General features: G+C 70.0%; 22 protein-coding genes and 1 pseudogene. 11 read left to right on the top strand and 12 right to left on the bottom strand.

What is annotated here, in order from left to right:
* Positions 1-54: 54 nt before the first annotated feature.
* The gene (locus PKO50_RS29385; protein ID WP_109935120.1) at positions 55-492 is read right to left on the bottom strand and encodes a CBS domain-containing protein; all 438 of its coding nucleotides are present in this window, start codon (positions 490-492) and stop codon (positions 55-57) included.
* Positions 493-727: 235 nt separating this feature from the next.
* Here PKO50_RS29385 and PKO50_RS29380 point away from each other — a divergent pair, with 235 nt between their 5' ends.
* Entirely contained in the window at positions 728-907 is a 180-nt protein-coding gene (locus tag PKO50_RS29380; RefSeq protein ID WP_089393884.1) for a hypothetical protein, read from the top strand.
* Positions 908-920: 13 nt separating this feature from the next.
* Here the strand turns inward: PKO50_RS29380 and PKO50_RS29375 are convergent, their stop codons facing one another.
* A complete protein-coding gene (locus PKO50_RS29375; protein WP_275627985.1) occupies positions 921-1,649 on the bottom strand; it encodes a hypothetical protein in 729 nt (242 codons plus the stop codon).
* Positions 1,650-2,013: 364 nt separating this feature from the next.
* On the opposite strand from PKO50_RS29375, the gene PKO50_RS29370 reads away from it, so the two are divergent.
* The 5 genes and pseudogenes from PKO50_RS29370 to PKO50_RS29350 all read left to right on the top strand — a co-directional run bounded on the left by PKO50_RS29370 (position 2,014) and on the right by PKO50_RS29350 (position 7,193).
* The gene (locus PKO50_RS29370) at positions 2,014-3,183 is read left to right on the top strand and encodes an SfnB family sulfur acquisition oxidoreductase (RefSeq protein ID WP_275627984.1); all 1,170 of its coding nucleotides are present in this window, start codon (positions 2,014-2,016) and stop codon (positions 3,181-3,183) included.
* 9 nt (positions 3,184-3,192) lie between these two features.
* Positions 3,193-4,565 (top strand): annotated as a pseudogene (locus PKO50_RS29365) (LLM class flavin-dependent oxidoreductase).
* Entirely contained in the window at positions 4,562-5,227 is a 666-nt protein-coding gene (locus tag PKO50_RS29360) for a methionine ABC transporter permease (RefSeq protein WP_109935115.1), read from the top strand. Before PKO50_RS29365 ends, PKO50_RS29360 begins: the two are co-directional and overlap by 4 nt.
* 98 nt (positions 5,228-5,325) lie before the next feature.
* Positions 5,326-6,096: a MetQ/NlpA family ABC transporter substrate-binding protein gene (locus tag PKO50_RS29355; protein WP_109935114.1), complete on the top strand. Its 771-nt coding sequence runs from the start codon at positions 5,326-5,328 to the stop codon at positions 6,094-6,096.
* A 53-nt stretch (positions 6,097-6,149) separates the two neighbouring features.
* Positions 6,150-7,193 (top strand): methionine ABC transporter ATP-binding protein, encoded by a 1,044-nt coding sequence (locus PKO50_RS29350; RefSeq protein WP_275627983.1) that lies wholly within the window; start codon positions 6,150-6,152, stop codon positions 7,191-7,193.
* Positions 7,194-7,199: 6 nt separating this feature from the next.
* Here PKO50_RS29350 and PKO50_RS29345 read toward each other — a convergent pair whose 3' ends face one another.
* The 5 genes from PKO50_RS29345 to PKO50_RS29325 form a co-directional block, all read right to left on the bottom strand.
* Entirely contained in the window at positions 7,200-8,327 is a 1,128-nt protein-coding gene (locus tag PKO50_RS29345) for a sigma-54 dependent transcriptional regulator (RefSeq protein ID WP_109935112.1), read from the bottom strand.
* Between the two features lie 9 nt (positions 8,328-8,336).
* The gene (locus tag PKO50_RS29340) at positions 8,337-9,548 is read right to left on the bottom strand and encodes an acyl-CoA dehydrogenase family protein (protein ID WP_109935111.1); all 1,212 of its coding nucleotides are present in this window, start codon (positions 9,546-9,548) and stop codon (positions 8,337-8,339) included.
* Positions 9,545-10,696: an FMNH2-dependent alkanesulfonate monooxygenase gene (gene ssuD / locus PKO50_RS29335; protein WP_109935110.1), complete on the bottom strand. Its 1,152-nt coding sequence runs from the start codon at positions 10,694-10,696 to the stop codon at positions 9,545-9,547. Before ssuD ends, PKO50_RS29340 begins: the two co-directional genes overlap by 4 nt.
* 11 nt (positions 10,697-10,707) lie before the next feature.
* A complete protein-coding gene (gene msuE, locus PKO50_RS29330) occupies positions 10,708-11,268 on the bottom strand; it encodes an FMN reductase (protein ID WP_275627982.1) in 561 nt (186 codons plus the stop codon).
* A gap of 279 nt (positions 11,269-11,547) precedes the next feature.
* Positions 11,548-12,423: a helix-turn-helix domain-containing protein gene (locus PKO50_RS29325; protein WP_275627981.1), complete on the bottom strand. Its 876-nt coding sequence runs from the start codon at positions 12,421-12,423 to the stop codon at positions 11,548-11,550.
* Positions 12,424-12,649: 226 nt separating this feature from the next.
* Between PKO50_RS29325 and PKO50_RS29320 the strand changes: the two genes are divergently transcribed.
* From PKO50_RS29320 to PKO50_RS29305, 4 genes are all read left to right on the top strand, one after another.
* Entirely contained in the window at positions 12,650-13,483 is an 834-nt protein-coding gene (locus tag PKO50_RS29320; RefSeq protein WP_275627980.1) for an SDR family oxidoreductase, read from the top strand.
* Between the two features lie 77 nt (positions 13,484-13,560).
* Positions 13,561-15,294, top strand: coding sequence for an FAD-dependent oxidoreductase (locus PKO50_RS29315; protein ID WP_275627979.1), 1,734 nt, complete (start codon positions 13,561-13,563; stop codon positions 15,292-15,294).
* A complete protein-coding gene (locus tag PKO50_RS29310; protein WP_089393898.1) occupies positions 15,294-15,638 on the top strand; it encodes an NIPSNAP family protein in 345 nt (114 codons plus the stop codon). Before PKO50_RS29315 ends, PKO50_RS29310 begins: the two co-directional genes overlap by 1 nt.
* Before the next feature lie 76 nt (positions 15,639-15,714).
* On the top strand, positions 15,715-17,073 hold the full coding sequence (locus PKO50_RS29305; protein ID WP_275627978.1) for an aromatic acid/H+ symport family MFS transporter: 1,359 nt from the start codon (positions 15,715-15,717) through the stop codon (positions 17,071-17,073).
* Between the two features lie 63 nt (positions 17,074-17,136).
* Here PKO50_RS29305 and PKO50_RS29300 read toward each other — a convergent pair whose 3' ends face one another.
* The 4 genes from PKO50_RS29300 to PKO50_RS29285 all read right to left on the bottom strand — a co-directional run bounded on the left by PKO50_RS29300 (position 17,137) and on the right by PKO50_RS29285 (position 20,575).
* Positions 17,137-18,501, bottom strand: a complete 1,365-nt coding sequence (locus PKO50_RS29300; protein WP_275627977.1) for a cytosine permease — start codon at positions 18,499-18,501, stop codon at positions 17,137-17,139.
* 5 nt (positions 18,502-18,506) lie between these two features.
* A complete protein-coding gene (locus tag PKO50_RS29295) occupies positions 18,507-19,190 on the bottom strand; it encodes an isochorismatase family cysteine hydrolase (RefSeq protein WP_275627976.1) in 684 nt (227 codons plus the stop codon).
* Between the two features lie 112 nt (positions 19,191-19,302).
* On the bottom strand, positions 19,303-19,458 hold the full coding sequence (locus tag PKO50_RS29290) for a hypothetical protein (protein WP_275627975.1): 156 nt from the start codon (positions 19,456-19,458) through the stop codon (positions 19,303-19,305).
* Positions 19,459-19,531: 73 nt separating this feature from the next.
* Positions 19,532-20,575, bottom strand: coding sequence for an LLM class flavin-dependent oxidoreductase (locus PKO50_RS29285; protein ID WP_275627974.1), 1,044 nt, complete (start codon positions 20,573-20,575; stop codon positions 19,532-19,534).
* Positions 20,576-20,776: 201 nt separating this feature from the next.
* On the opposite strand from PKO50_RS29285, the gene PKO50_RS29280 reads away from it, so the two are divergent.
* The gene (locus PKO50_RS29280; protein WP_275627973.1) at positions 20,777-22,723 is read left to right on the top strand and encodes a methyl-accepting chemotaxis protein; all 1,947 of its coding nucleotides are present in this window, start codon (positions 20,777-20,779) and stop codon (positions 22,721-22,723) included.
* Between the two features lie 224 nt (positions 22,724-22,947).
* Here the strand turns inward: PKO50_RS29280 and PKO50_RS29275 are convergent, their stop codons facing one another.
* Positions 22,948-23,433, bottom strand: a complete 486-nt coding sequence (locus PKO50_RS29275; RefSeq protein WP_089391087.1) for a flavin reductase family protein — start codon at positions 23,431-23,433, stop codon at positions 22,948-22,950.
* Positions 23,434-23,562: the final 129 nt, after the last annotated feature.

Genomic DNA, 23,562 nt, shown 5'->3' with positions numbered 1-23,562 from the left:
CTAATGCCCCATCCGCGCCCCTGTCATGGCGCCGTCCGCCGCGCCCCCGGCGGCTCACTGTTCGCCGCGGATGTACTGCTCCAGCTGCTGGATCAGCGCGGCCTGCTCGGCGATGGCTTCCTTGACCAGGTCGCCGATGGACAGCAGGCCCACCAGCTGGCCGTTCTCCACCACCGGCAGGTGGCGCAGGTGGCGCTCGGTCATGATGCTCATGCAGGTGTCGATGTTCTGCTGCGAGTCCACCGTGACCACCGGCGAGCTCATGATGGCGCTGACCGGGGTGCCCACCGAGGAGCGGCCCTGGAGGATCATCTTGCGCGCGTAGTCGCGTTCGCTGACCACGCCCACCACCTGGCCGTTGTCCACCACCGGCAGGGCGCCGACGTTCTTCACCGCCATCACCCGCAGGGCGTCGAGCACCATCTCGTGCGGGCCTATGGTGTGCACCTGCTGGCTCTGCTTGGCGTGGAGGAGCTGTGCGACGGTCTTCATGCTGGATGTCCTTCTACTGTTGTGCGGGGGTACCTGCCCCGAGTGGCCACAGGATCGGCAAGCGGGGCGTTGCGCACAATGCTGGAAACGGCATCGCCCCGATAGGAAAACGTCATCGCCTTCCTTCTGACTTATAGCCAAATGCGCCGTGCCGCGCGACCACCGAGGCTTTGCGCGGGCCCTGCGAGGCCGTAGCATGGGGGCTCCGCTGCACCCCGCCTGCCGAGACCGCACCATGCACGACGACGACATCGACCTCCCCGAGCCGGAGCACGAGCACCTGCTCGACCACGAGTGGGACGACGACGCCCCGGAGGATTTCGAGCACGACGCCACCGGCCTGCGCGACGAGCCGGAGGACGATCAGGACGACTGGGACGACGAGGACGACGGCGCCCACTGGCACGACGACTGAGGCGCGCCGGCGCTCACTGCGCGGTGATGCGCCGGTATTCGTTCTGGTACTGGTCGAACGGCAGGTTGCTGCGCTGCAGCTTCTGCAGCTGGCGTTCCTGGTTCTCCACCGCCACCACCGGCTTGGCCGCCGCCTCGCGGCTGGCCACCGACTGGCCGGGCGCCGGTGCCGGCGCGGGCCGGGCCGGTTGCTCGGCCGGCGCGCTGGCCGGCGTCGGGGACTCCGGTAGCGGGTCGCGCTTGGCGATGCGCTGGGCGCCTTCGACTTCCTCGATGATGGCCTTGGAAATGTCCTTGAGCTGGCCTTCCAGCGAGGTGGGTTCGGCGATGTCGCTCTCGTAGCGGCGCGAGCCCATCAGCCGGCCGCTGGGGCCGTCGGTGAAGCGCACGTTGACGCGCAGGCTGCCCTTGCCCAGGCCGTCGCCGTCGGCCTCCTGGCGCAGGCGGTCGACTTCCACCACCAGCAGCGTCGCCGGCACGCTGGTGGTCGCCACCGCGCCGGTCTGCTCGCCCAGCTGGTAGTCGGACGACGCCGCGTCGTCCTGCAGCATGCGCCGCCAGGCGCCGGTCAGCCGCGTCCAGCCCGGCGTGGCGGTCACGCCGGGGTCGCCCTGGAAGTTCACCAGCAGGCGGTTGCGGGTGTCGGCATAGGTGCTGATGGGGGAGAGCGCGTCGGCGCGCTTCACATCCGCCGCGCAGCCGACCAGGCCGGCCGCGAGGAGCAGTACGAAACAGGTACGCACGGTGGCCTCCTTGGAAATGCGCGGGCCGGGAGTTTCAAGTCTAGTCGGTGCTTTGGCGCTTGCAGGGCGCGGCGGCACATTTCCGTCGCCCGGCTGTCCGTCCCATGCGTCGGCGGGGCTGTTGCCCGGGGAACAACTGTTGGCTGCCGGACAGTGCTTCAACAGGCAGTGTCCGGCCGGCCACTCGTTTGTCGCCGATAAATCTTAACTAATTGATATTTAAGGTAAAAAAATCAGGCATGGATTGTGCTCGGACAGAGCAGGGCCCGCTGCCGGGAGGTCCCGGCCCACACGGGCCACTGTTCGCCACGAGGAAGACCATGTCCGTTTCTGCTGCCTACCCCTCAACCGCCCCGCCGCGCGCGTGATCCGCGACGACGCCGAGGCCATCCGCGTCGCCCACGAGGTCGCAGAGCTGCTGCTGGCCGGCGCCTCCGGGCGCGACCTCGACCGCCGGGTGCCGGCGGAGGTCGTCGACGCCTTCTCCAACAGCGGCCTGTGGGGCATCACCGTGCCGCGCGAGTACGGCGGCGCGGAGGTCTCCCACGCCACCCTGGCCCAGGTGATCGCCATCGTCTCGGCGGCCGACCCGTCGCTGGGGCAGATTCCGCAGAACCACTACTGCCTGCTGGAAGACATCCGCCTGCAGGGCACCGAGGAGCAGAAGCGCTACTTCTTCGGCCTGGTGCTGGAAGGCCACCGCTTCGCCAACGCGCTGTCGGAAACCGGCGGCAAGAACGTCCAGGACATCCGCACCCGCCTGGTCGCCGAAGGCGACGGCTACCGCATCGACGGCCGCAAGGGCTACTGCACCGGCTCGCTCTACGCGCACTGGCTGGGCGTGCTGGCGCTGGACGAGCAGGACCGCGCGCAACTGGCCTTCGTGCCCCGCGAAAGCGCCGGGCTGGCGGTGATCGACGACTGGGACAGCATCGGCCAGCGCACCACCTCCAGCGGCAGCGTGCTGCTCGAAGGCCTGCGCGTGCCGGCCTTCAACCTGTTCCCCAGCTACCGCTCCTACGAAAGCCCGACCCTGGCCGGGCCCTTCGCCCAGATCACCACCGCCGCCATCGACGCCGGCATCGCCCGCGCGGCGCTGCGCGACACCATCGCCTTCGTCCGCGAGCAGGCGCGCCCGTGGATCGACGCGGGTGTGGACAAGGCCAGCGAGGACCCGCTGACCATCATCCAGGTCGGCGGCCTGGACATCCGCCTGGAGGCCGCCGAAGCCCTGCTGGAGCGCGCCGGGCGGGTGCTCGACGCCGGCAAGGCCGAGCCCGACGAGGACAAGGTGGCCGCCGCCTCCCTGGCCGTGGCGCGGGCCAAGGTGCTGACCACCGAGATCGCCATCGAGGCGTCGAACAAGCTGTTCGAGCTGGGCGGCACCCGCTCCACCCTGCGCAAGCACAACCTCGACCGCCACTGGCGCAACGCCCGCGTGCACACCCTGCACGACCCGGTGCGCTGGAAGTATCACCTGGTCGGCAACTGGCTGCTCAACGGCAAGCGCCCGCCGCGCCACGACTGGAACTGAGGTGGCGCCATGAGCAAGCAGATACGCCTCAACGCCTTCGCCATGAACACCGTCGGCCACCTGTCGCCCGGCCTCTGGCGGCACCCGCGCGACCAGGCGCGGCGCTACACCGACATCCACTACTGGATCGAACTGGCCAGGACCCTGGAGCGCGGCAAGCTCGACGGCCTGTTCATCGCCGACGTGCTGGGCGTGTACGACGTCTATGGCGGCAACGCCGACGCCGCGCTCAGCACCGGCGCCCAGGTGCCGGTGAACGACCCGCTGCAGCTGGTCCCGGCGATGGCCGCGGCCACCCGCCACCTGGGCTTCGGCGTGACCGCCTCGGTGTCCTTCGAGCACCCGTTCCCCTTCGCCCGGCGCATGTCCACCCTCGACCACCTGACCGGCGGCCGCGCCGGCTGGAACATCGTCACCTCGTACCTGGCCAGCGGCGCGCGCAACCTCGGCCAGCAGCGCCAGCTGTCCCATGACCAGCGCTACGCCCTGGCCGAGGAGTACCTGCAGGTCTGCTACAAACTGTGGGAAACCAGCTGGGAGGACGACGCCGTGGTCGCCGACCGCGACAGCGGTGTCTACGCCGAACCGGGCAAGGTCCATGGCATCCACCATGCAGGCGAGTACTTCCAGGTGCCCGGCTTCCACCTCTGCGAGCCCTCGCCGCAGCGGACCCCGGTGCTCTACCAGGCCGGCGCCTCCAGCCGTGGCCGGGCCTTCGCCGCGGCCAACGCCGAGTGCGTGTTCGTCGCCGCGCCGAGCAAGGCGGTGCTGAAGAAGCAGGTGGCCGACCTGCGCGAGGCGGTGCGCGCCGCCGGGCGCGACCCGGCCGACGTGCTGGTGCTCGAACAGCTCACGGTGATAGTCGCGCCGACCGACGCCGAGGCCCTGGCGCGCCTGGCCGAGTACCGCGAGTACGCCAGCGCCACCGGCGCGCTGACGCTGATGTCCGGCTGGACCGGCATCGACTTCGCCGAATACGCCCCGGCCAGGTGCTGCGCGAGGTGCCCAGCGACGCCATCCAGTCGGCGGTGGAAGCCTTCACCCGCGCCGACCCGACGCGCACCTGGACCACCGCCGAGATCGCCGACTACTGCGCCATCGGCGGCGACGGGCCGGTGCTGGTCGGCTCGCCGCAGACCGTGGCCGACCAGTTGCAGGAATGGGTGGAAGAAACCGACGTCGACGGCTTCAACCTGGCCGGCGTGGTGATGCCGGAAACCTTCGAGGCGGTGGTCGACCTGCTGGTGCCGGAGCTGCAGGCGCGCGGGCTGTTCAAGCGCGACTACGCCGAAGGCACCCTGCGCCACAAGCTGTTCGGCGCCGGCGACCGCCTGGCCGCGCCGCACCCGGTCGCCGCCCTGCGCGAGGAGGCCCGGCGATGAACGAATGGCTGGCCAACGTCGACTGGAGCGAGATCGCCCAGGCCTGCCTGGACACCCTCAGCATGCTCGGCGCGGCCCTGGGCTGCACCGTGCTGCTGGGGCTGCCGCTGGGCGTGCTGCTGTACCTCACCGGCCAGCGCCAACTGCTCGATTCGCCGCGCCTGTACCGCACCCTCTCGGTGGTGGCCAACGTGCTGCGCTCGATGCCCTTCATCATCCTGCTGATCGTGCTGATCCCCGCCACCGAGCTGCTCACCGGCACCTCGCTGGGCGTGCGCGGCGCCATCCCGCCGCTGGTGGTGGGCTGCACGCCGTTCTTCGCGCGGCTGGTGGAAAGCTCGCTGCGCGAAGTGGACCGCGGCCTGGTGGAAGCGGTGCAGGCCATGGGTGCGAGCACCCGCCAGATCGTCTTCCACACCCTGCTGCCGGAAGCGCGCACCGGGCTGATCGCGGCCATCACCGTGACCGCCATCGTGCTGGTCGACTACACGGCCATGGCCGGGGTGGTCGGCGGCGGCGGCCTGGGCGACCTGGCCATCCGCTTCGGCTACCAGCGTTTCCAGACCGACGTCATGGTGGTCACCGTGCTGCTGCTGATCCTGCTGGTGCAGGCCCTGCAGATGAGCGGCGACCGCCTGGTGCGCCACTACACCCGGCGCTGAACCCAACACCCGCTCGCGGCGGCCGGGAAACGTCGCCGCAGGCCCACGTCCACACCCACGACGGCCATCCCAAGAAACCACTGATCGGAGCAAGCACAATGAAGAAAGTCCTGGCCGCCCTGGCTGCCGTCATCGCCATCAACGCCCACGCCAACGAACACCTGGTGGTGGGCGCCACCCCGGTGCCGCACGCGGAAATCCTCGAGTTCGTCAAGCCGGCCCTGGCCAAGGAAGGCGTGGACCTGGAGGTGAAGGTCTTCAACGACTTCATCCAGCCCAACCTGCAGCTGGCGAAGAAGAATCTCGACGCCAACTACTACCAGTACCGCCCGTTCCTCGATGACTTCAACAAGACCCGCCACACCAACCTGGTGCCGGTGGTCGGCGTGCACATCGAGCCCTTCGGCGCCTATTCGGCCAAGTACAAGAGCCTGGCCGAGCTGCCCGATGGCGCCAGCGTGGCCATCCCCAACGACCCGGTGAACACCGGCCGCGCCCTGGTGCTGCTGGCCGAGGCCGGGCTGATCAAGCTGAAGGACCCGGCGAACCCGCAGTCCACCCAGCGCGACATCGTCGACAACCCGCACCACCTGAAGATCCGCGAGCTGGAAGGCGCCATGCTGGCGCGCTCGGTGAAACAGGTCGACCTGGCCTTCGTCTTCGCCAACTACGCGCTGGAAGCCGGCATCGACATCAAGAGCGCGCTGATCGTCGAGAAGGGCAAGGACCTCTACATCGAGTTCCTGGTGGCGCGCCCGGACAACATCCAGGACCCGGGCATCCAGAAGCTGGCCAAGGCGCTCAACTCGCCGGAAGTGCGCAACTTCATCCTGACCCGCTACAAGGGCGAGATCGCCCCCGGCTTCTGATGTGACCCGGCGCGGCGCCCAGGACGGGCGCCGCGCCCGGCAGGAACGCACCTATGGTCAGCTTCAAGCATTCGCAGCCGCTGGCGGCTGCCACCCACATCCGCCTGCAGGGCCTGGCCAAGCACTACCTGGCCGGCGGCCGGGAAGTGCAGGCGCTGCACGGCATCGACCTGGAGATCCGCCGCGGCGAGGTCTTCGGCATCATCGGCCGCAGCGGCGCCGGCAAGTCCTCGCTGCTGCGCTCGCTCAACCGCCTGGAACGGCCCAGCGCCGGCCAGGTGCTGGTCGACGGCGAGGACATCGGCGCCTTCGACGACGGGCGCCTGGCGCACCTGCGCCGGCGCACCGGGATGATCTTCCAGCACTTCAACCTGATGGCCTCGCGCACGGTCGGCGACAACGTCGCCCTGCCGCTGGTGCTGGCCGGCGTGCCGCGCGCCGAGCGCGCCCGGCGCGTTGACGAACTGCTGCAGCTGGTGGGCCTGGCGGACAAGCGCGACGCCTACCCGGCGCAGCTGTCCGGCGGGCAGAAGCAGCGCGTCGGCATCGCCCGCGCGCTGGTGCTGCAGCCGGACCTGCTGCTGTGCGACGAGGCCACCTCGGCGCTGGACCCGGAAAGCACCCAGTCCATCCTCGCGCTGCTGCGCGATATCAACCGCCGCCTGGGCCTGACCATCGTCCTCATCACCCACGAGATGGAAGTGATCCGCGACCTCTGCGACCGCGTGGTGGTGCTGGAGCGCGGCCAGGTGGTGGAGCAGGGCGAGGTCTGGGAAGTCTTCGGCGACCCGCGCCACGAGGTGACGCGCAGCCTGCTCGGCACCCTGCACCACGATGCCGACGGCGAGGCGGCGGGTGAGGGCCTGCTGCTGGACCTGCACTACAGCGGCGCCAGCGCCCGCGAGCCGGAGCCGGCCGCCATCGGCCGCGAACTGGGCTTCGCGGTGCACCTGGTGCAGGCCAGCCTGGAACGCATCCAGGGCCGCTCCCTGGGCAGCCTGCGGCTGCGCGTGGCGGCGCCGCCGGCGGAGCGCGAAAGGATAGTGGCGCGCGCGCGGACGCTGGCCGACCGCGTCAGCCTGGTGGGCGGCGCCTGAAGGGGCTCAGATGGACAGCCGCACCACGCGGTTGTCCAGTTCCTGCTCCGGGCCGCGGCGCTTGTTCACCACCAGTTCGCCGATGGCGATCAGCCGCGTGCGGGTGACGTTGCGCGACAGGCCGAGCAGGTTGGCGGTGTGCACCTGGTTGTGGTGGCAGAAGCGGTAGGCGGCGCGCAGCAGGCTTTCCTCGACGCGCTCGTAGAGCGCCCCGGCGGATTCCTCGAACAGGCGGCGGAAGGCGCGCTGCAGCAGTTCCTCGGCGGATTCGCCGCCAGTGGCCGCCGGGCTGCCGCTGTGCCCCGCCGGGGCCTCGTCCTGGCGTTCCAGGCGCAGGTTGGACAGGCGCAGGTCGTCCTCGCGCACCAGGCCGTCGCGGCAGGTGAGCAGGCTGTGGTGGATGACGTTCTCCAGCTCGCGGATGTTGCCCGGCCAGCCGTAGCCGACCAGCTTGCGCTCGGCCTCGGCGCTGAGCTGCACCTGGCCGTAGCCCAGGCGCTCGCTGTAGCTGCGGATGAAATGGCGGGTCAGCGGCAGGATGTCGCCGGGGCGTTCGCGCAGCGGGTGCAGTTGCAGGGTGACGACGTTGAGGCGGTAGTACAGGTCCTCGCGGAAGTGCCCGGCGTTGATCGCCCGCTCCAGCTGCACGTTGGTGGCCGCCAGCACCCGCACGTTGATCGGGATGCTCTTGCGCGAGCCCAGGCGCACCACCTCGCGCTCCTGCAGCACGCGCAGCAGCTTGACCTGGATGGCCATGGGCAGGTCGCCGATCTCGTCGAGGAACAGGGTGCCGCCGTTGGCTTCCTCGAACCAGCCGGCCTTGGCGCTCAGGGCGCCGGTGAAGGCGCCCTTTTCATGGCCGAACAGCTCCGCCTCCACCAGCGATTCGGAGAAGGCCCCGCAGTTCACCGCGACGAAGGGCCCGTTGCGCCGCCCGCTGAGGTTGTGGATGTGCCGCGCCACCAGCTCCTTCCCCGTGCCGGTCTCGCCGATGATCAGGACGCTGGCCTCGCTGGGGGCGACCTGTTGCAGATGGGCGAGCAGCGCCTGCGATTTCGGGTCTTCGAAGACCTGTGCGGTCGCCCGGATCGAGGTGGCCAGTGCGGGGGAGGGGGGTAGCGTCAGCAGTTGCATGTCTCTGCCTCAGGAGTAGAAGGTGGGTGTCGGCCGCGTGCCGTTGAGCGCCCAGTCCCCCAGCTCGTGGAGCTTGTAGTCCAGCGGGTCGTGCAGGGACTGGGTGCGCAGGTTGCGCCAGAAGCGGTCCAGGCGCAGCGAGGCGTGGGTGGCGCGGGCGCCGGTGACCTCGAACAGGCGGTTGCAGATGTCCAGGCCGGTGCGGCTGGCGGCGACCTTGGCGGTGGCGATGGCCACCGCCAGCTGCGCGCGCTCCTCGGCGCCCAGGGCGTGTTCCTTGCGCCAGGCCTCGTCCAGCTGCGCGGCGGCGCGCTCCACCAGCAGGCGCACGCCTTCCAGGCCGACCCAGAACTCGCCGTAGTGGCGCAGCACGTACGGGTCCTCGCCGACGCTGCGGGCGCTGGAGCGGAACCACGGGCGGCTTTCCTTGAGGCTGTACTGCCGCGCCTCCTCGAAGGCGCCCTCGGCCACGCCGAGGAACAGGTTGGCGAACAGCAGCTGGGCGATCAGCGGGCGCAGGCAGGCGAAGGGCGTGCTCAGCGGGCCCGGGTCGAGCAGCAGCTCGGACTCTTCCACGCGCACCCGTTCGAAGGTGGCGCTGCCGCTATCGGTCTGGCGCTGGCCCATGTTGTCCCAGTCGCCGTGCAGGGTGATGCCGGTGCGGCCGCTGGGGATGGCGGCGATCAGCAGCTTGCCGCCGTTGCCTTCGTCCACCGCCGAGGCGATCAGCATTTCCGAGTCGCTGGCGCCGGAGCAGAAGCTCTTCTTGCCGGAGAACTCGCGCCAGCCGTCGAGCTTCTTCACCACCGTGCGGGTGTCCAGGGGGTTGAGGGCGTTGCCCCAGAACCAGTTCTTGCGCGCGGTCTGCTCGAACCACGGCTGCCACTGCTCGGGGCGGGCGAACAGGCGCACGGTGGCCAGCATCAGGTGCTGGAAGCCGAACACGTGGGCCACGGAACTGTCGACGCGGGCGAACTCGCGGGTCACTTCCAGGGCCTCGCTCCAGCTGGCGCCCAGGCCGCCGTACTGTTGCGGGATGACCAGCCCGAGCAGGCCGCTGCGGCGCAGGGCGTCGCGCTCGGCCTTCGGGGTGCCGCCGAGCTTGTCGCGCTCCACGGCGCTTTCGGCGAAGTCCGCCGCCAGCTGGCGGGCCAGCTGCAGCGGGCTGAGGACGGAGGCTTGTGCGGACGAATTCACGGGCAGCTCCTCGTGCCGGCTCATGCCGACTGCTTCCGGGCAGTGGGCAGGACGTCGTTGGCGATCATTTCGCCGAACGGCCCGGTGAGGTTGGTCAGGCCGTGGCCGGCCAGGCTGGCGTAGGGCTCGGGCAGCAGCGGGAAGACCAGCTCGGCGAAGCGGTAGGCTTCTTCCAGGTGCGGGTAGCCGGAGAAGATGAAGCTGTCGATGCCCAGGTCCGCGTATTCCTTGATGCGCTCGGCGACCTGCTGCGGGTTGCCCACCAGCGCGGTGCCGGCGCCGCCGCGCACCAGGCCGACGCCGGCCCACAGGTTCGGCGCCACCACCAGCCTGTCGCGGCGCCCGCCGTGCAGTGCGGCCATGCGCCGCTGGCCTTCGGAGTCGAAGCGCGAGAACGACTGCTGCGCGGCGGCGATGGTGTCGTCGGAGATGTGCTCGATGAGCTGGTCGGCGGCCTTCCAGGCTTCTTCCTCGGTGGGCCGGACGATCACGTGCAGGCGGATGCCGAACTTCACTTCGCGCCCGTGGCGGGCGGCGCGCTGGCGCACGTCGGCGATCTTCGCCGCCACCGCGGCCGGCGGCTCGCCCCAGGTCAGGTATACGTCCAGCTGCTCTGCGGCCAGCTCGTGGGCGGCTTCCGAGGAGCCGCCGAAGTACAGCGGCGGGTAGGGCTTCTGGATCGGCGGGTAGAGCGCCTTGGCGTTCTCCACCTGGATGTGCTTGCCGGCGAAGTCCACCGACTCGCCCTGCAGCACCCGGCGCCAGATGCGCAGGAATTCGTCGGTGACCTCGTAGCGCTCGGCGTGGCTGAGGTGGATGCCGTCGCCGCGGTTCTCGTCGGGGTCGCCGCCGGTCACCACGTTGATCAGCAGGCGGCCGCCGGAGAGGCGGTCGAGGGTCGCGGCCATGCGCGCGGAAACGGTCGGCGAGATGATCCCCGGGCGGATCGCCACCAGGTAGCGCAGGCGCTCGGTGAGCGGCGCCAGGGCCGAGGCGATCACCCAGGAGTCCTCGCAGGAACGCCCGGTGGGGATGAGCACGCCGTGGTAGCCGAGGCCGTCGGCGGCCTGGGCGATCTGCTTGAGGTAGTTGAGGCTGACCGGGCGCGCGCCCTGGCTGGTGCCCAGGTAGTGGCCGTCGCCGTGGGTGGGGAGGAACCAGAAGACATTCATCGTGGCGCTCCTCAGGCGATGCGGCGCAGTGCGCGGTGGTCGCCGAACAGCGGCAGGGCGCGTTCCACCGCCAGGCGGATGCGCGCCTGCAGCAGTTCGCAGGTGACGCGGTAGTCCTGGAAGTCGGCCTCGCTGGCGTACACGCCCAGGGGCAGGGTCAGGGACTGGAAGAAGCTGAACAGCGGGCGCAGCTGGTGGTCGATGACCAGGGCATGGCGCTGGCTGCCGCCGGTGGCGGCGAGCAGCACCGGGGTGCCGATCAGGGCGTCCTGACCGATCAGGTCGAACAGGTGCTTGAGCTGCCCCGGGTAGGAGCCGCGGTACACCGGCGAGGCCACCAGCAGCAGGTCGGCCGCCTCGATGGCGCGCAGCTGCGCTTCCACTTCCGCCGGCAGCTCGGCGCGGCTCAGGGCGCCACCCACCGGGCGGGCGATGTCGGCCAGTTCGATGACCTGGACCTCGGCGTCCAGGTGGCGGCCGATCTCGGCGAGGATGGCCTCGGTCAGGACCAGGGTGCGGGAGGGGCGATAGGCGCCGCCGGACACGGCGACCACTTTCAAGGGGGCAGTCATTCTCGGTTTCCTGTGCTGTTGCCCTGCCGGCAGGGCGGGTCCAGATCCTTTTCGCAAGACCTGTGCCAGGACTCAACGCGTTGATTCGTATGGATATTTATCAAGTGTTGCTGGGCGAACTGTTGGCTGGCGGGTAGTTGCTGCTGGGCAACTGTTGGCAGCGCAACAGTGTGCTGGCCGTCGATTCCTGCGCAGTTATAGAGGAATCGAGGTTGAGGTAAAAAAGAATAAATTCAGATTTTATTATTCTTTAAGTGAATATAAGGCCCGCAGGCCGCGTCAGCCGGCGCCCTGGCTACGGAACTCGCTGGGCGACAACTGCGTGTGCTTGCGGAAGAAGCGGCTGAAGTAGCCGACGTCGGAGAAGCCCAGGTCGTGGGCGATGGCCTTGACGCTCTGGCGCGAATGGGCCAGTTCGCGCTTGGCCTCCAGCACCAGGCGCGCGTTGATCACCGCCATGGGCGTCATGCCCAGCTGCTCCTGGCACAGGCGGCCGAGGGTGGCCATGGTCACGCCCAGCTCGTCGGCGTAGTCGTGCACCGGGCGGTGGCGGCGGAAGTGCGCTTCCACCAGCTCGCGGAAGGCGCGCACCTGCTGGCTGCGGCGGCCCTGGGGCGGGGCCGGGTGGTCGGCCTCGGCGGCGCAGCGGAAGATGTGGATCACCAGCGCCAGCAGCAGCGACATGCTGCAGGCCACGTGCTCGCGGGCGCGCTCGTGGTACTCCTGGTGCAGCGCCAGGCACAGCGGCAGCAGCGGGTCCTCGTCGGTTTCCCAGTGCGGCAGGGGGATCACCCAGGGCTTCTGCAACTGCGGCAGCAGGGCCGGGGAGAGCACGGCGGCGGCGCTTTCCAGCGGTGGTTGCAGGGCGGTGACCACGTGGCCGTCCACCTGCCCGGCCCAGTGGAAGCCGTGGACCATCTGCGCGGGGATGTAGATCACGCAGGGGGCTTGCGCCGCCACCCACTGGCTTTCCAGCAGCACCTCGCCGGCGCCCTGCTGCAGGTAGAGGATCTGCAGCTGGCCGTCGTGGCGGTGCGGGGCGATTTCCCAGTTGTGCGCGCCGGAGCGCTGGGAGATGGACTCCACGTGCAGCGACTCGTGCCACACCGGTTGCGGCGCCTCGCCGTAGAGGTCGTAGTTGGGGATGCTGCTCATTGTTGTTGTATGCCCGGCAGGGCTCGGCGGACCTGTGGACAACCCTAACCAGTGCGGCCGGCGCAGGCAAATCGTGGCGGTCATTGCGGCGGCGGATTGTCGAAAATGTCGGGTCGCTTGCGGCTTTTGTCCATTCTGCCGGCGCCGTCGCCGGGCCTACTCTGGCCGCCAGGACCGGGGCTGCCGAACCTTCCCCGGCCTTCGCCTTACAGTGCCGGAGACAACAATGACTCAATCCCAAGCACGCAGCTCCTGGCTCGGCCTGGACGACGCGGTATGCGTCGTCACCGGCGCCGCCGGCGGCATCGGTTTCGAAATCGCCGGCGCCCTGGTGCGCGAGGGCGCCCGGGTGGTCCTGCTGGACCGCGACCAGCCCCGCTGTCGCGACCTCGCCGGGCTGCTGGCGCAGCAGGCCGGGCAGGAAGTGCCGGCCATCGCCTGCGACATTTCCGACCCGGAGAGCGTGAACAACGCCGCCACCCTGGTGCAGGCGCGCTTCGGCCGCTGCGACGTGCTGGTCAACAACGCCAGCGTGCTGCGCCCAGGCGCCCTGGAGGAGATCGGCCTGGAGCAGTGGAACCAGGTGCTTTCGGTGAACCTCAACGGCTACCTGCTGTGCTCCCAGGCCTTCGGCCGGCTGATGCTGGCCCGCGGCGCCGGTCGCATAGTCCATGTCGCCTCCATCGCCGCGCACTACCCGCAGACCTGGAGCGGCGCCTACAGCGCGGCCAAGGCCGGGGTGAGCATGCTCTCGCGCCAGTTGGCCGCCGAATGGGGCGCCCGCGGCGTGCGCAGCAACGCCATCTGCCCGGGGCTGATCCGCACCCCGCTGTCGGCCTCGTTCTACGCCGACCCGCAGGTGCAGGCCGCGCGCGAGGCGATGACCGCCAACCGCCGCATCGGCGAGCCGCTGGACATCGCCAACGCCGTGCTGTTCCTCGCCAGCCCCCGCGCGGACTACGTCAACGGCGCCGAACTGACCGTCGACGGCGGCCTGGAAAGCATGCCCATGGCGCTGATCCCGCGCCCCGGCTACGAGTCGCCGATCAAGGCCGCCTGAGCCTTCCCGCCACCACCACCGCGCCTGCCCGCCGCCCCGCGGGCCGGGCGCGCTCGCCCGCATTCGAGGAGAGCCCCATGAGCCCCCAGCAAGAAACCACCCTGCGCTGCGACGTGCTGGTCATCGGCGCCGGCGCCGGCGGCCTGTCCACCGCCATCACCGCGCGCAAGCACGGCCTGGACGTGGTCGTGATCGAGAAGGACAGCGTGTTCGGCGGCACCACTGCGTTTTCCGGCGGCGTGCTGTGGATACCCGGCAACCGCCACGCCCGCGAGGCCGGGGTGAAGGACAGCCGCGAGGCCGCGCTCGCCTACCTGCAGCACGAGACCGGCGACTTCTACGACGCCGAGGCGGTGGACGCCTTCCTCGACGCCGGCCCGGAGATGGTCGACTTCTTCGAGCGCGAGACCCAGGTGCGCTTCGTGCCCACGCTCTACCCGGACTACCACCCCGACGCCCCCGGTGGCGTCGACGTCGGCCGCTCCATCCTCGCCGCGCCCTACGACATCCGCGGCCTGGGCCAGGACATGGCGCGCCTGCGCCCGCCGCTGAAGACCATCACCTTCATCGGCATGATGTTCAACTCGTCCAACGCCGACCTGAAGCACTTCTTCAACGCCACGCGCTCGCTGAAATCTTTCGTCTACGTAGCCAGGCGCCTGGCCACCCATGTGAAGGAGCTGCTGCTGTACCGCCGCGGCATCCAGGTCACCAGCGGCAATGCCCTGGCCGCGCGCCTGGCGAAGTCGGCGCTGGACCTGGGCATCCCGATCCACACGGCCACCCCCGCCCGCCAGCTGCTGATCGACGGCGGCAAGGTGCGCGGCGCGCTGGCCAGCGGCCCCGGGGGCGAGCTGCGCATCGAGGCGAAGCGCGGCGTGGTGCTGGCCTGCGGCGGCTTCTCCCACGACCTGCAGCGCATCCGCCAGGCCTACCCGCACCTGCGCAGCGGCGGCGAGCACTGCTCGCCGGTGCCCGCCGGCAACACCGGAGACGGCCTGCGCATGGCCGAGCAGGCCGGCGGCCAGGTGGACATACGCTACCCCGAGGCGGCGGCCTGGATGCCGGTGTCCAGGGTGCCCATGGGCGGTGGCTACACGGCCTTCCCACACCTGTTGGATCGCTACAAGCCCGGGGTGATCGGCGTGCTGCGCGACGGTACGCGCTTCACCAACGAGTCCAACTCCTACCACGACGTCGGCGCGGCGCTGATCCGGGCCTGCGCGGGGCAGAAGGAAACCGCCATGTGGCTGGTCTGCGACAGCCGCACCATCGCCAAGTACGGCCTCGGCTACGCCAAGCCGGCGCCCATGCCGCTGGCGCCCCTGCTGCGCAACGGCTACCTGGTGAAGGGCCGCACCCTGGCCGAGCTGGCCCAGGCCGCCGGGCTCGACGCCGCCGGCCTGGCGCGCACGGTGCACGAATACAACCAGGGCGCGGCGCACGGCGAGGACCGCCAGTTCGGCCGTGGCGGCACCAGCTTCAACCGCTACCTGGCCGACCCCGGGCAGCGCCCCAACCCCTGCGTGGCGCCGATCGGCGAAGGGCCCTACTACGCGCTCAAGGTGCTGATGGGCGACCTCGGCACCTTCGACGGCATCCGCACCAGCGTCCGTGGCGAAGTGCTCGACGCCCGCGGCGAGGCCATCCCCGGGCTGTTCTCGGTGGGCAACGACCGCGCCAGCGTGATGGGCGGCAACTACCCCGGCGCCGGCATCACCCTGGGCCCGATCATGACCTTCGGCTATCTCACCGGCCGCCACCTGGCCGGGGTGGAGCAGGGCGCCGCGCGGCGCCGGGAGGTGGCCTGATGCTCGCCCACAAGCCCGTTGTCGATCACCGCGTGTACAGCATCCGCCCGCGCGGCATGGCCGAGTTCCTCGACCTCTTCGAGCGCCTGGCCATGCCCATCCTGCTGCGCCACCTGGGCCCGCCGCTGGCCTTCTACACCAGCAGCATCGGCCCGCTGAACCAGGTGGTGCACCTGTGGGGCTACGACAGCCTCGACGACTTCGAGAAACGCAGCCTGGCCCGCGACAGCGACCCGGACTTCGCCGAATACCTGCGCGCCACCACCCACCTGGTGATAGCCCAGGAGACGCGGATCATCCGCCCGGTGCGCTTCCGCACGCTGGAGGGCCAGCCACGGGCCTGAGGCGGGCCCGGAACGATCGCGACACAACAACAAGAAAGCGGCGGCCGCCGGCCGCCCGATGCGAGAGGTGCCAGAAATGAGCGGCAAGCAAGCCATAGACGTGCGTGAACTGATCGACGCCCGGCCCCTGGGCGGCTACCAGAAGTGGGTGGTGTTCCTCGGCTTCCTGATCATCGCCCTGGACGGTTTCGACGTGGCGGCGATGGGCTTCATCGCCCCGCAGCTGAAGATGGACTGGGCGCTGAGCGCCAGGGACCTGGGCCCGGTGCTCAGCGCCGCGCTCGTCGGCCTGGCGCTGGGCGCCCTGGTGGCCGGGCCGCTGGCCGACCGCTACGGGCGCAAGGCGGTGCTGGTGTGCAGCGTGTTCTTCTTCGGCCTGTGGACCCTGGCCACGGCCTTCGCCGGCGACCTGCAGCAGATGGTCATCCTGCGCCTGCTCACCGGCGTGGGCCTGGGCGCGGCCATGCCCAACGCCAGCACCCTGGTGTCGGAGTACGCGCCGCAACGCAGCCGCTCCTTCCTCATCACCGTGGCCTTCTGCGGCTTCTCCCTGGGCGCGGCGGGCGGCGGCTTCCTCTCCGCCTGGATGATCCCGGCCTTCGGCTGGCACAGCGTGCTGGTGCTCGGCGGCGTGCTGCCGCTGCTGGTGGCGCCGCTGCTGCTGTTCGGCCTGCCGGAGTCGGTGAGCTTCCTGGTGGCGCGCCGCGCCGAGCCGGCGCGCATCCGCCGCATCCTCCGGCGCCTGGCGCCGGACGCGATCGCCGCCGACAGCGAATTCCTGGTGCCGCCCAGGGCGCGCGAGCCGGGCGGCGCCATCGGCATCATGCTCTCGCCACGCTACCGCTTCGGCACCCTGATGCTCTGGGGCGGCTACTTCCTCTCGCTGTTCCTGGTCTACCTGTTCAGCAGCTGGCTGCCGACCCTGGTCAAGGAGGGCGGCGGCTACAGCGTGGCGGACGCGGCGCTGATCACCGCCTGCTTCCAGGTCGGCGGGCCGCTGGGCGCGCTCAGCGTGGGCTGGGCCATGGACCGCTGGAACAAGCAGCGGGTGATCATGCTCAGCTTCCTGCTCGGCGGCCTGGTGATCTTCGCCATCGGCCACGTCACCGCGCACTTCTACCTGCTGTGCGCCATCGCCTGGCTGGTGGGCTTCTGCCTGAACGGCTCCAGCGTCGGCATGAACGCCCTGGCCGCCTGTTTCTACCCCACCGAGGCGCGCGCCACCGGGGCCAGCTGGATGAGCGGCATCGGCCGCTTCGGCGCCATCCTCAGCGCCTTCGCCGGCGCCCAGATGATGGCCCTGGGCTGGTCGCTGCCGCAGGTGTTCGGCGCCCTGGTGGCGCCCGCCGCCCTGGCCGCCCTGGCGGTGTGCGCCCAGGGCCGCCGCGCGGCCCGCACGGAGCGGGCGAAGGTGGCGGGCGCCGGTTCCTGGTGAGCCGCCGCTGAAGGTGAAACGCCGGTCAGAGGGCTGACCGGCGTTCGCGTTCGCAGGTGGAGATCAGCTCGGCGGGGCGAGCGTGGGCTCGGCCGTGCCGCGTGCCTTCATCAGGCCATAGTAGGCCAGCGCCGGCACCAGCAGGCCGACCAGCCAGGCCAGGTCGACGCCTTCCAGCGCCGTGGCCACCGGCCCGGTGTAGAGCGTGGTGTTCATGAAGGGCACTTCCAGCGCGATGGCCAGTACGAAGCTGCCGCAGGCCAGCCAGTTGACGCGGCCGTAGCGGCCGTCGGCGTCGAAGATGTCCTGCACGCAGTACACCCCTTTCCTCAGGCAGTAGAAGTCCACCAGGTTGATTGCCGTCCAGGGGATGAGGAAGTAGCTCATGAAGAAGATGAAGTTGAGGAAGAAGCCGATGAAGTCGTCCTGGCCAAGGCTGCACAGCGCGGTGGCGACCAGGCTGATGACCAGCAGGAACAGGCCGCGCACCCTGGGCGTGACGCGCAGGCGGGCGAAGGGCTCGATCACCGTCACCGAGGACATGAAGGCGCCGTACAGGTTGAACACGTTGATCGCCACCTGGCCGTAGACGATGAACACGAAAAGCGCGATCGCGGCCGGGCCGAACAGCGCCGCCAGGTGCCCGCCGACGTTGTCGGCGAAGCCGCCGATGGCGACGCTGAGGATGGCGCCGAGGATCATCATCCAGGTGCCGCCGGCCACGGTGCCGGCGTAGCTGTACCAGAACACCCTGGCGCTGGAGGTGGCGCTCGGCAGGTAGCGCGAGTAGTCGGCCACGTAGGGCGCGTAGGACAGCTGCCAGGTCACCGCGATGCTCAGCGCGGCGAGGAACTTCGGCAGTTCGAAGCCCGTGGCCGACCATTGCCCGGCGGGCACCGGCAGGGCCAGGGCGAGCAGCGTGGCGACCAGGAACACCAGCAGCGAGAGCAGCGACAGCAGCTTCTGCAGGCGATGGATCAGCCGGTAGCCGTACAGCGCCACCACGAAGCACAGCGCGCCGATCAGGTAGAGGTTGGCGCTGCCCGGCAGCGGGCTGACCGCGGCGATGGCCTGGGCGGCGAGCAGGGTGTTGCTGACGAAGAAACCCAGGTAGATGAGCATCACGAACAGCAGCGGCAGTATCGCGCCCAGCACGCCGAACTGGGCGCGGCTCTGGATCATCTGCGGGATGCCCAGCTTCGGCCCCTGGGCCGAGTGCGAGGCCATGAACAGGGCTCCGATCAGCGAGCCCAGCAGCAGCGCCACGGCGCTCCACAGCAGGTTCAGGCCGAGCACCACCGGCAGCACCCCGGAGGCGATGGTGGTGATGTTCATGTTGGCGCCGAACCAGATGAAGAACAGCGAGCCCGGGTGGCCATGGCGTTCCGCCTCGGGGATGAAATCGATGCTTCTTTTCTCGACTTGCATGGCGGTCACTCCTGCGGGCGCTGCGGCTGCAGCGCGGCTTCGAGGCGGGCGATGGTCTGCGGCAGGGTTTCGGGGACGTGGGCGAACTGGTCCGGCTCGGTGGGGCGCCAGGACGCGTGGGGCTCGCCGCGCAGGGCGCGCAGGTACTCGCTGGTGCCGAAGAGTTCGATGGCGTAGACCCAGTTGGCCATGATCAGCGTGGCGCTGTAGTGCGCCGCCGCGGTCGTGGAGGTGCAGGCGTCCACCACCAGGTCGACGCGGTAGCCCAGGGCGAAGGCGTCGAGCACCGTGGCCAGCACGCAGGCGTCGGTGAGCACGCCGGAGACGCCCAGGCGGGTCACCCCCAGGTGCTTGAGCCGGGCGTCCAGGCCGGAGCGGTGGAAGCAGCTGTAGCGCGGCTTGTCGAACACCTGGTCGCCGGCTCGCGGGGCCAGGCACTGGAGGATTTCCACCTGGCGGCTGCCGGCGCGGTAGCTGGCCGGGCGGCCTTCGCCATCGCGGGGCTCGCCGGGCGGCAGGTCGCTGCCGTCGGCGGCGTTGACGTGGCGCGAGTAGAGCAGCGGGATGCCGGCGGCGCGCACGGCGTCGGCCAGGGCGATGTTGTTGCGGATGACCTCGTCGAAGCCGTGCAGGGGGAAACCATCCTCCTGCTGCAGGTCGATGAGCAGATGGGCGCGGGATGCGTTCATGAGCGTCTCTTGTTGTTGTACGCAAGGGGCGGCAAGCCCGGCAGGCTTGCCGAAGGGCGCGCGGCGCCGCGGCCGGCCTAGCGGGCGGGCGCGTGGGGGCGCGGGGAGGCGCTCAGGAGACGATCTGCCAGAAGCCGTTCTGCTTGGCGGTGACGCAGGCGCGCAGGCGCTTCAGACGCACGTGGGTGGGCGTCCAGCGGCGGCGGAGGTAGGCGGCTGCGGCGCTGGGCGGCAGCTCGCGGGGAGGGGCATTGAGGCTTTCGTGCATAGCGGCGCTCGACCACCAGTGAGTGCAAACCTCGGGGAGCGGCCGGGCCCGGGCCCGGCCGCGCCGGTGGAACTCAGCGGAACGCCGGCACCACGTACTTGATGAACAGTTCCAGGGACTTCTTCTTCTGCTCGTAGGGCAGGCTGTTGTCGGCCCAGAAGCTGAATTCGTCGACGCCCAGTTCCTGGTAGTGGCGGATGCGCGCGATGATTTCCTCGGGGGTGCCGATCATGGTGTTCCTGCGGATGTTCTCCAGCTCGAACTCCGGGCGGTCCTTGAACTTCTCCTCGGGGCTGGGCGGCAGCAGGCCGTTGACCGGCGTCTGCTTGTTGCCGAACCAGGCGTCGAAGGTGCGGTAGAAGCGCGAGATGGCCTCGGCGCCGACCTTCCAGCCGTCCGGGTCGTCGGCGCTGTGCACGTGGGTGTGGCGCAGCACCATCAGTTGCGGGCGCGGCACGCCGGGGTTGTTGGCCAGGGCCGCCTCGAACTTGTTCTTCAGGTCGACCACTTCCTCGTCGCCCTTCATCAGCGGGGTGACCATCACGTTGCAGCCGTTGGCCACGGCGAAGTTGTGCGAGTCCGGATCGCGGGCGGCGATCCACATCGGCGGGGTGGGCTTCTGCAGCGGCCGCGGCGAGGAGGTGGCGGTGGGGAACTTCCAGATCTCGCCTTCGTGGGCGACGTCGCCCTGCCACAGCGCGCGCACCACCGGGACCATCTCGCGCAGGTACTTGCCGCCGTCGGTGGCCGGCATGCCGTTGGCCATGCGGTCGAACTCGTACTGGTAGGCGCCGCGGGCCAGGCCCACTTCCATGCGGCCGTTGCTGATCACGTCGAGCAGGGCGCATTCGCCGGCCACGCGGATGGGGTGCCAGAAGGGCGCGATGATGGTGCCGGCGCCCAGGCGGATGGTTTCGGTACGGGCGGCCAGGTAGGCCAGCAGCGGCATCGGGCTGGGCGAGATGGTGTATTCCATGGCGTGGTGCTCGCCGATCCACACGGTGCTGAAGCCGCCGGCCTCGGCCATCAGCGTCAGTTCGGTGAGTTCCTCGAACAGCTGGCGGTGGCTGGTTTGCTCGTCGTAGCGCTCCATGTGCACGAACAGGGAAAATTTCATATCGCTTACCTCGAACCTTTTCTTGTATCCGGCACAGGCGCGGCCGGCGGATGGGATGCGCCTGCGCGCACCGCTGCTTCGGGGGTCGGGCACTGGCATGGCGACTGGCCATGAATGTGCTGGGTGTCCGTGGTTTATTGGTATACCATAATACGGAATATCTGCAAGGCGTTTCTGCCCGGCGCCGACCAAGGAGTAAGGATGAACCTCAAACAGAAACTGATTCTGGCCTTCGCCGCCATCGCCAGCCTGCCGGTGCTCCTGGTCGCCGCGCTGGTGATCTTCAACCTGCGCGGCGAGGCGCGGGCCGGCTTCATCGACGGCAGCAACCGGGAGATCCGCCAGGTGGAGAACGCCATGCAGCTGTTCTTCGACGGCATCGCCCAGAACGTCGAGTACCTGGCCAGCCACCCGCAGCTGCAGGCCATCGACGCCGGCCTCAAGCAATTCATCGGCGCCGACGCCGCGCAGCACCCGGCCGGCGACCTCGACCACCGGGTGTTCGACCTCTTCGCCGGCCTGGCCCACAGCCACCCGGACTACGCCTACGTGTCCCTCGGCACGCGCGAGGGCGGCTACGCCTTCTGGCCGGGCGACGACCAGCTGGCCAGCTACGACCCGCGCACCCGCCCCTGGTACCAGGCGGCCATGGCCCAGCCGGGGCGCACCCTGCGCACTCACGCCTATTACTGGGCGGCGGACAAGGTGGTGCTGGTCAGCACCGTGCGCACCTTCGCCAACCGCCTCGGCGAGCAGGGCGGGGTGGTCAACATCGACGTCTCGCTCAAGCGCCTGACCGATATCGTCAAGGGCATCCGCCTGGGCGAGAGCGGCTACCTGATGCTGATGGAAGGCGACGGCACCGTGCTGGTCGACCCGCAGCAGCCGGAGCACAACTTCAGGAAGCTCGACGAGCTGGGCCGCGGCTATGCCAGCCTGGCCAGCGCCGACAAGGGCCTGGTGGAAGTGACCATCGACGGCGAGCGCTACCTGGCCAACGTCTGGCCGTCCCAGGCCCTGGGCTGGCGCTTCGTCGGCCTGATCAAGGAGAGCGAGGTGATGGCCGCGGCGACCCGCCTGACCTGGGCGATCGCCCTGATCGCCGCGCTGGTGGCGCTGGGCTTCGCCGGTGTCGGCGCCTTCTTCGCCGGCCTGGTGGTGCGCCCGGTGCGCGCCGTGGCCGACGGCCTGGAGGGCATCGCCCAGGGCGACGGCGACCTCACCGGACGCCTGCCGGTGCGCGGCCGCGACGAGACGGCGCAGCTGGCCGGCTGGTTCAACCAGTTCCTCGATGCCATCCGCCGCCTGGTGCAGCACATCGGCCAGGCCGCGGCGAGCATCCACCAGAGCGCCGGCAGCTCCAGCGGCACCTCCCAGGCCCTGGCCGATACCGCGGCGCGCCAGCGCGAGGCGGTGGACATGGTGTCCACGGCGTTCAACGAGATGGTCATGACCGCCAACGAGGTGGCGCGCTCCTGCAGCCAGGCGGCGGCCTCCGCCGACAGCGGCCAGCGCCAGGCCCACGACGGCCAGCAGCAGATCGACGAGGCGGTGGACAGCGTCGGCCGCCTGAGCGAGGAGATCGCCGGCTCGGCCAGCGCCATGCGCCAGCTGGAGCAGGACAGCAACGACATCCAGTCGATCCTCGGCACCATCCGCTCCATCGCCGAGCAGACCAACCTGCTGGCGCTCAACGCCGCCATCGAGGCGGCGCGGGCCGGCGACCAGGGCCGCGGCTTCGCCGTGGTGGCCGACGAGGTCCGCGCGCTGGCGCGGCGCACCGCCGAATCCACCGGCGAGATCGACGCGTTGCTGGGCAACCTGGCCCGCCGCACCCACGACACCGGCCGGCAGATGCAGGCCAGCCTGGAGGCCTCGCAGCGCACCGTCGGCTCCATCCGCGAGGCCCGCGCCTGCTTCGGCGCCATCCGCGAGTCGGTGGACGTGATCCGCGACATGAACGCGCAGATCGCCACGGCGGCGGAGGAGCAGCACCAGGTGGCGGAGGAGATCAACCGGCACATCGCCCAGATCCATCGCGACGCCCAGGAAGTAGCGGGGCTGGCGGACGCCACGCGGGGGGATGCGCAGACGTTGAATGGGTTGTCGGAGGAGTTGAACCGGCTGGTGTCGCGGTTCAGGACGTGAGGGCTGGCCGTGCCACCGGAGGGTCCGGCGTAGCCTGCAGGACCAATCGCGGACGGAGTCCGCTCCTACGCTGGCCGAGCCATGCCATTCCCCTGTAGGAGCGCGCCCTGCGCGCGAATCGCGGGCAGGGCCCGCTCCTACGACCGTGCTTCCTGGAACCGTAGGAGCGGACTTTGTCCGCGATTTGGCGGATAACGCCGTAGGCGTTATGCGCCCTACGGGTATCAGGCCAGCGCCGGCAGCGCCCCCATCTTCCCGCGGCAGTAAACCATCGGCTGCACCCGCTGTTCCGGCACCACCAGGTTCTTCACCGCGCCGACCATGATCGCGTGGTCGCCGCCTTCGTACTCGCGCCACAGCTCGCACTCGATCACCGCGGTGGCGCCTTCCAGCAGCGGGTTGCCCAGTTCGCTCAGTTGCCAGTCGATGCCTTGCGCCTTGTCCTTGCCCTTCTTGGCGAAGCTGTAGGCCTCGCGCTGCTGCTCGGCGGAGAGCAGGTGGATGGCGAACTGCCTGCGGCGGATCAGCACCGGGTAGGAGTCGGAGCTGTAGTTGGGGCAGAACAACACCAGCGCCGGGTCCATCGACAGCGAGCTGAAGGCGCTGGCGGTCAGGCCCACCAGTTGGCCGTCCTCGTCCAGGGTGGTGATCACGGTCACGCCGGAGGGGAAGGAGCCCATGACTTGCTTGTAGAGGTTGGCGTCGATCATTGCGGGTACCTGCTGCCACGGGGGGCGGGCGTTGGAGGAATTATTTTCGTCTGATGGTATACCGTATTACTGAAAGTTCAAGCCCCGGGATGACCGCCAGTCGGTTGCCGACGAACGTCGTTCTCCGGG

Origin of the sequence: Pseudomonas sp. 273 (assembly GCF_029201425.1) — a bacterium.
GTDB classification, from domain to species: domain Bacteria; phylum Pseudomonadota; class Gammaproteobacteria; order Pseudomonadales; family Pseudomonadaceae; genus Pseudomonas; species Pseudomonas delhiensis.
Note: the sequence above shows the minus strand (reverse complement) of the source record. Positions and strands in the feature narration are given on the sequence as shown.

Coding starts and splice junctions, on each gene's coding strand:
- PKO50_RS29310 (WP_089393898.1), top strand. CDS start 15,294: ATGCTCGCCCACAAGCCCGTTGTCGATCACCGCGTGTACAGCATCCGC.
- PKO50_RS29280 (WP_275627973.1), top strand. CDS start 20,777: ATGAACCTCAAACAGAAACTGATTCTGGCCTTCGCCGCCATCGCCAGC.
- PKO50_RS29355 (WP_109935114.1), top strand. CDS start 5,326: ATGAAGAAAGTCCTGGCCGCCCTGGCTGCCGTCATCGCCATCAACGCC.
- PKO50_RS29300 (WP_275627977.1), bottom strand. CDS start 18,501: ATGCAAGTCGAGAAAAGAAGCATCGATTTCATCCCCGAGGCGGAACGC.
- PKO50_RS29320 (WP_275627980.1), top strand. CDS start 12,650: ATGACTCAATCCCAAGCACGCAGCTCCTGGCTCGGCCTGGACGACGCG.
- PKO50_RS29340 (WP_109935111.1), bottom strand. CDS start 9,548: ATGAGCCGGCACGAGGAGCTGCCCGTGAATTCGTCCGCACAAGCCTCC.
- PKO50_RS29315 (WP_275627979.1), top strand. CDS start 13,561: ATGAGCCCCCAGCAAGAAACCACCCTGCGCTGCGACGTGCTGGTCATC.
- PKO50_RS29275 (WP_089391087.1), bottom strand. CDS start 23,433: ATGATCGACGCCAACCTCTACAAGCAAGTCATGGGCTCCTTCCCCTCC.
- PKO50_RS29380 (WP_089393884.1), top strand. CDS start 728: ATGCACGACGACGACATCGACCTCCCCGAGCCGGAGCACGAGCACCTG.
- PKO50_RS29385 (WP_109935120.1), bottom strand. CDS start 492: ATGAAGACCGTCGCACAGCTCCTCCACGCCAAGCAGAGCCAGCAGGTG.
- PKO50_RS29305 (WP_275627978.1), top strand. CDS start 15,715: ATGAGCGGCAAGCAAGCCATAGACGTGCGTGAACTGATCGACGCCCGG.
- PKO50_RS29345 (WP_109935112.1), bottom strand. CDS start 8,327: ATGCAACTGCTGACGCTACCCCCCTCCCCCGCACTGGCCACCTCGATC.
- msuE (WP_275627982.1), bottom strand. CDS start 11,268: ATGACTGCCCCCTTGAAAGTGGTCGCCGTGTCCGGCGGCGCCTATCGC.
- PKO50_RS29350 (WP_275627983.1), top strand. CDS start 6,150: ATGGTCAGCTTCAAGCATTCGCAGCCGCTGGCGGCTGCCACCCACATC.
- ssuD (WP_109935110.1), bottom strand. CDS start 10,696: ATGAATGTCTTCTGGTTCCTCCCCACCCACGGCGACGGCCACTACCTG.
- PKO50_RS29360 (WP_109935115.1), top strand. CDS start 4,562: ATGAACGAATGGCTGGCCAACGTCGACTGGAGCGAGATCGCCCAGGCC.
- PKO50_RS29285 (WP_275627974.1), bottom strand. CDS start 20,575: ATGAAATTTTCCCTGTTCGTGCACATGGAGCGCTACGACGAGCAAACC.
- PKO50_RS29295 (WP_275627976.1), bottom strand. CDS start 19,190: ATGAACGCATCCCGCGCCCATCTGCTCATCGACCTGCAGCAGGAGGAT.
- PKO50_RS29290 (WP_275627975.1), bottom strand. CDS start 19,458: ATGCACGAAAGCCTCAATGCCCCTCCCCGCGAGCTGCCGCCCAGCGCC.
- PKO50_RS29325 (WP_275627981.1), bottom strand. CDS start 12,423: ATGAGCAGCATCCCCAACTACGACCTCTACGGCGAGGCGCCGCAACCG.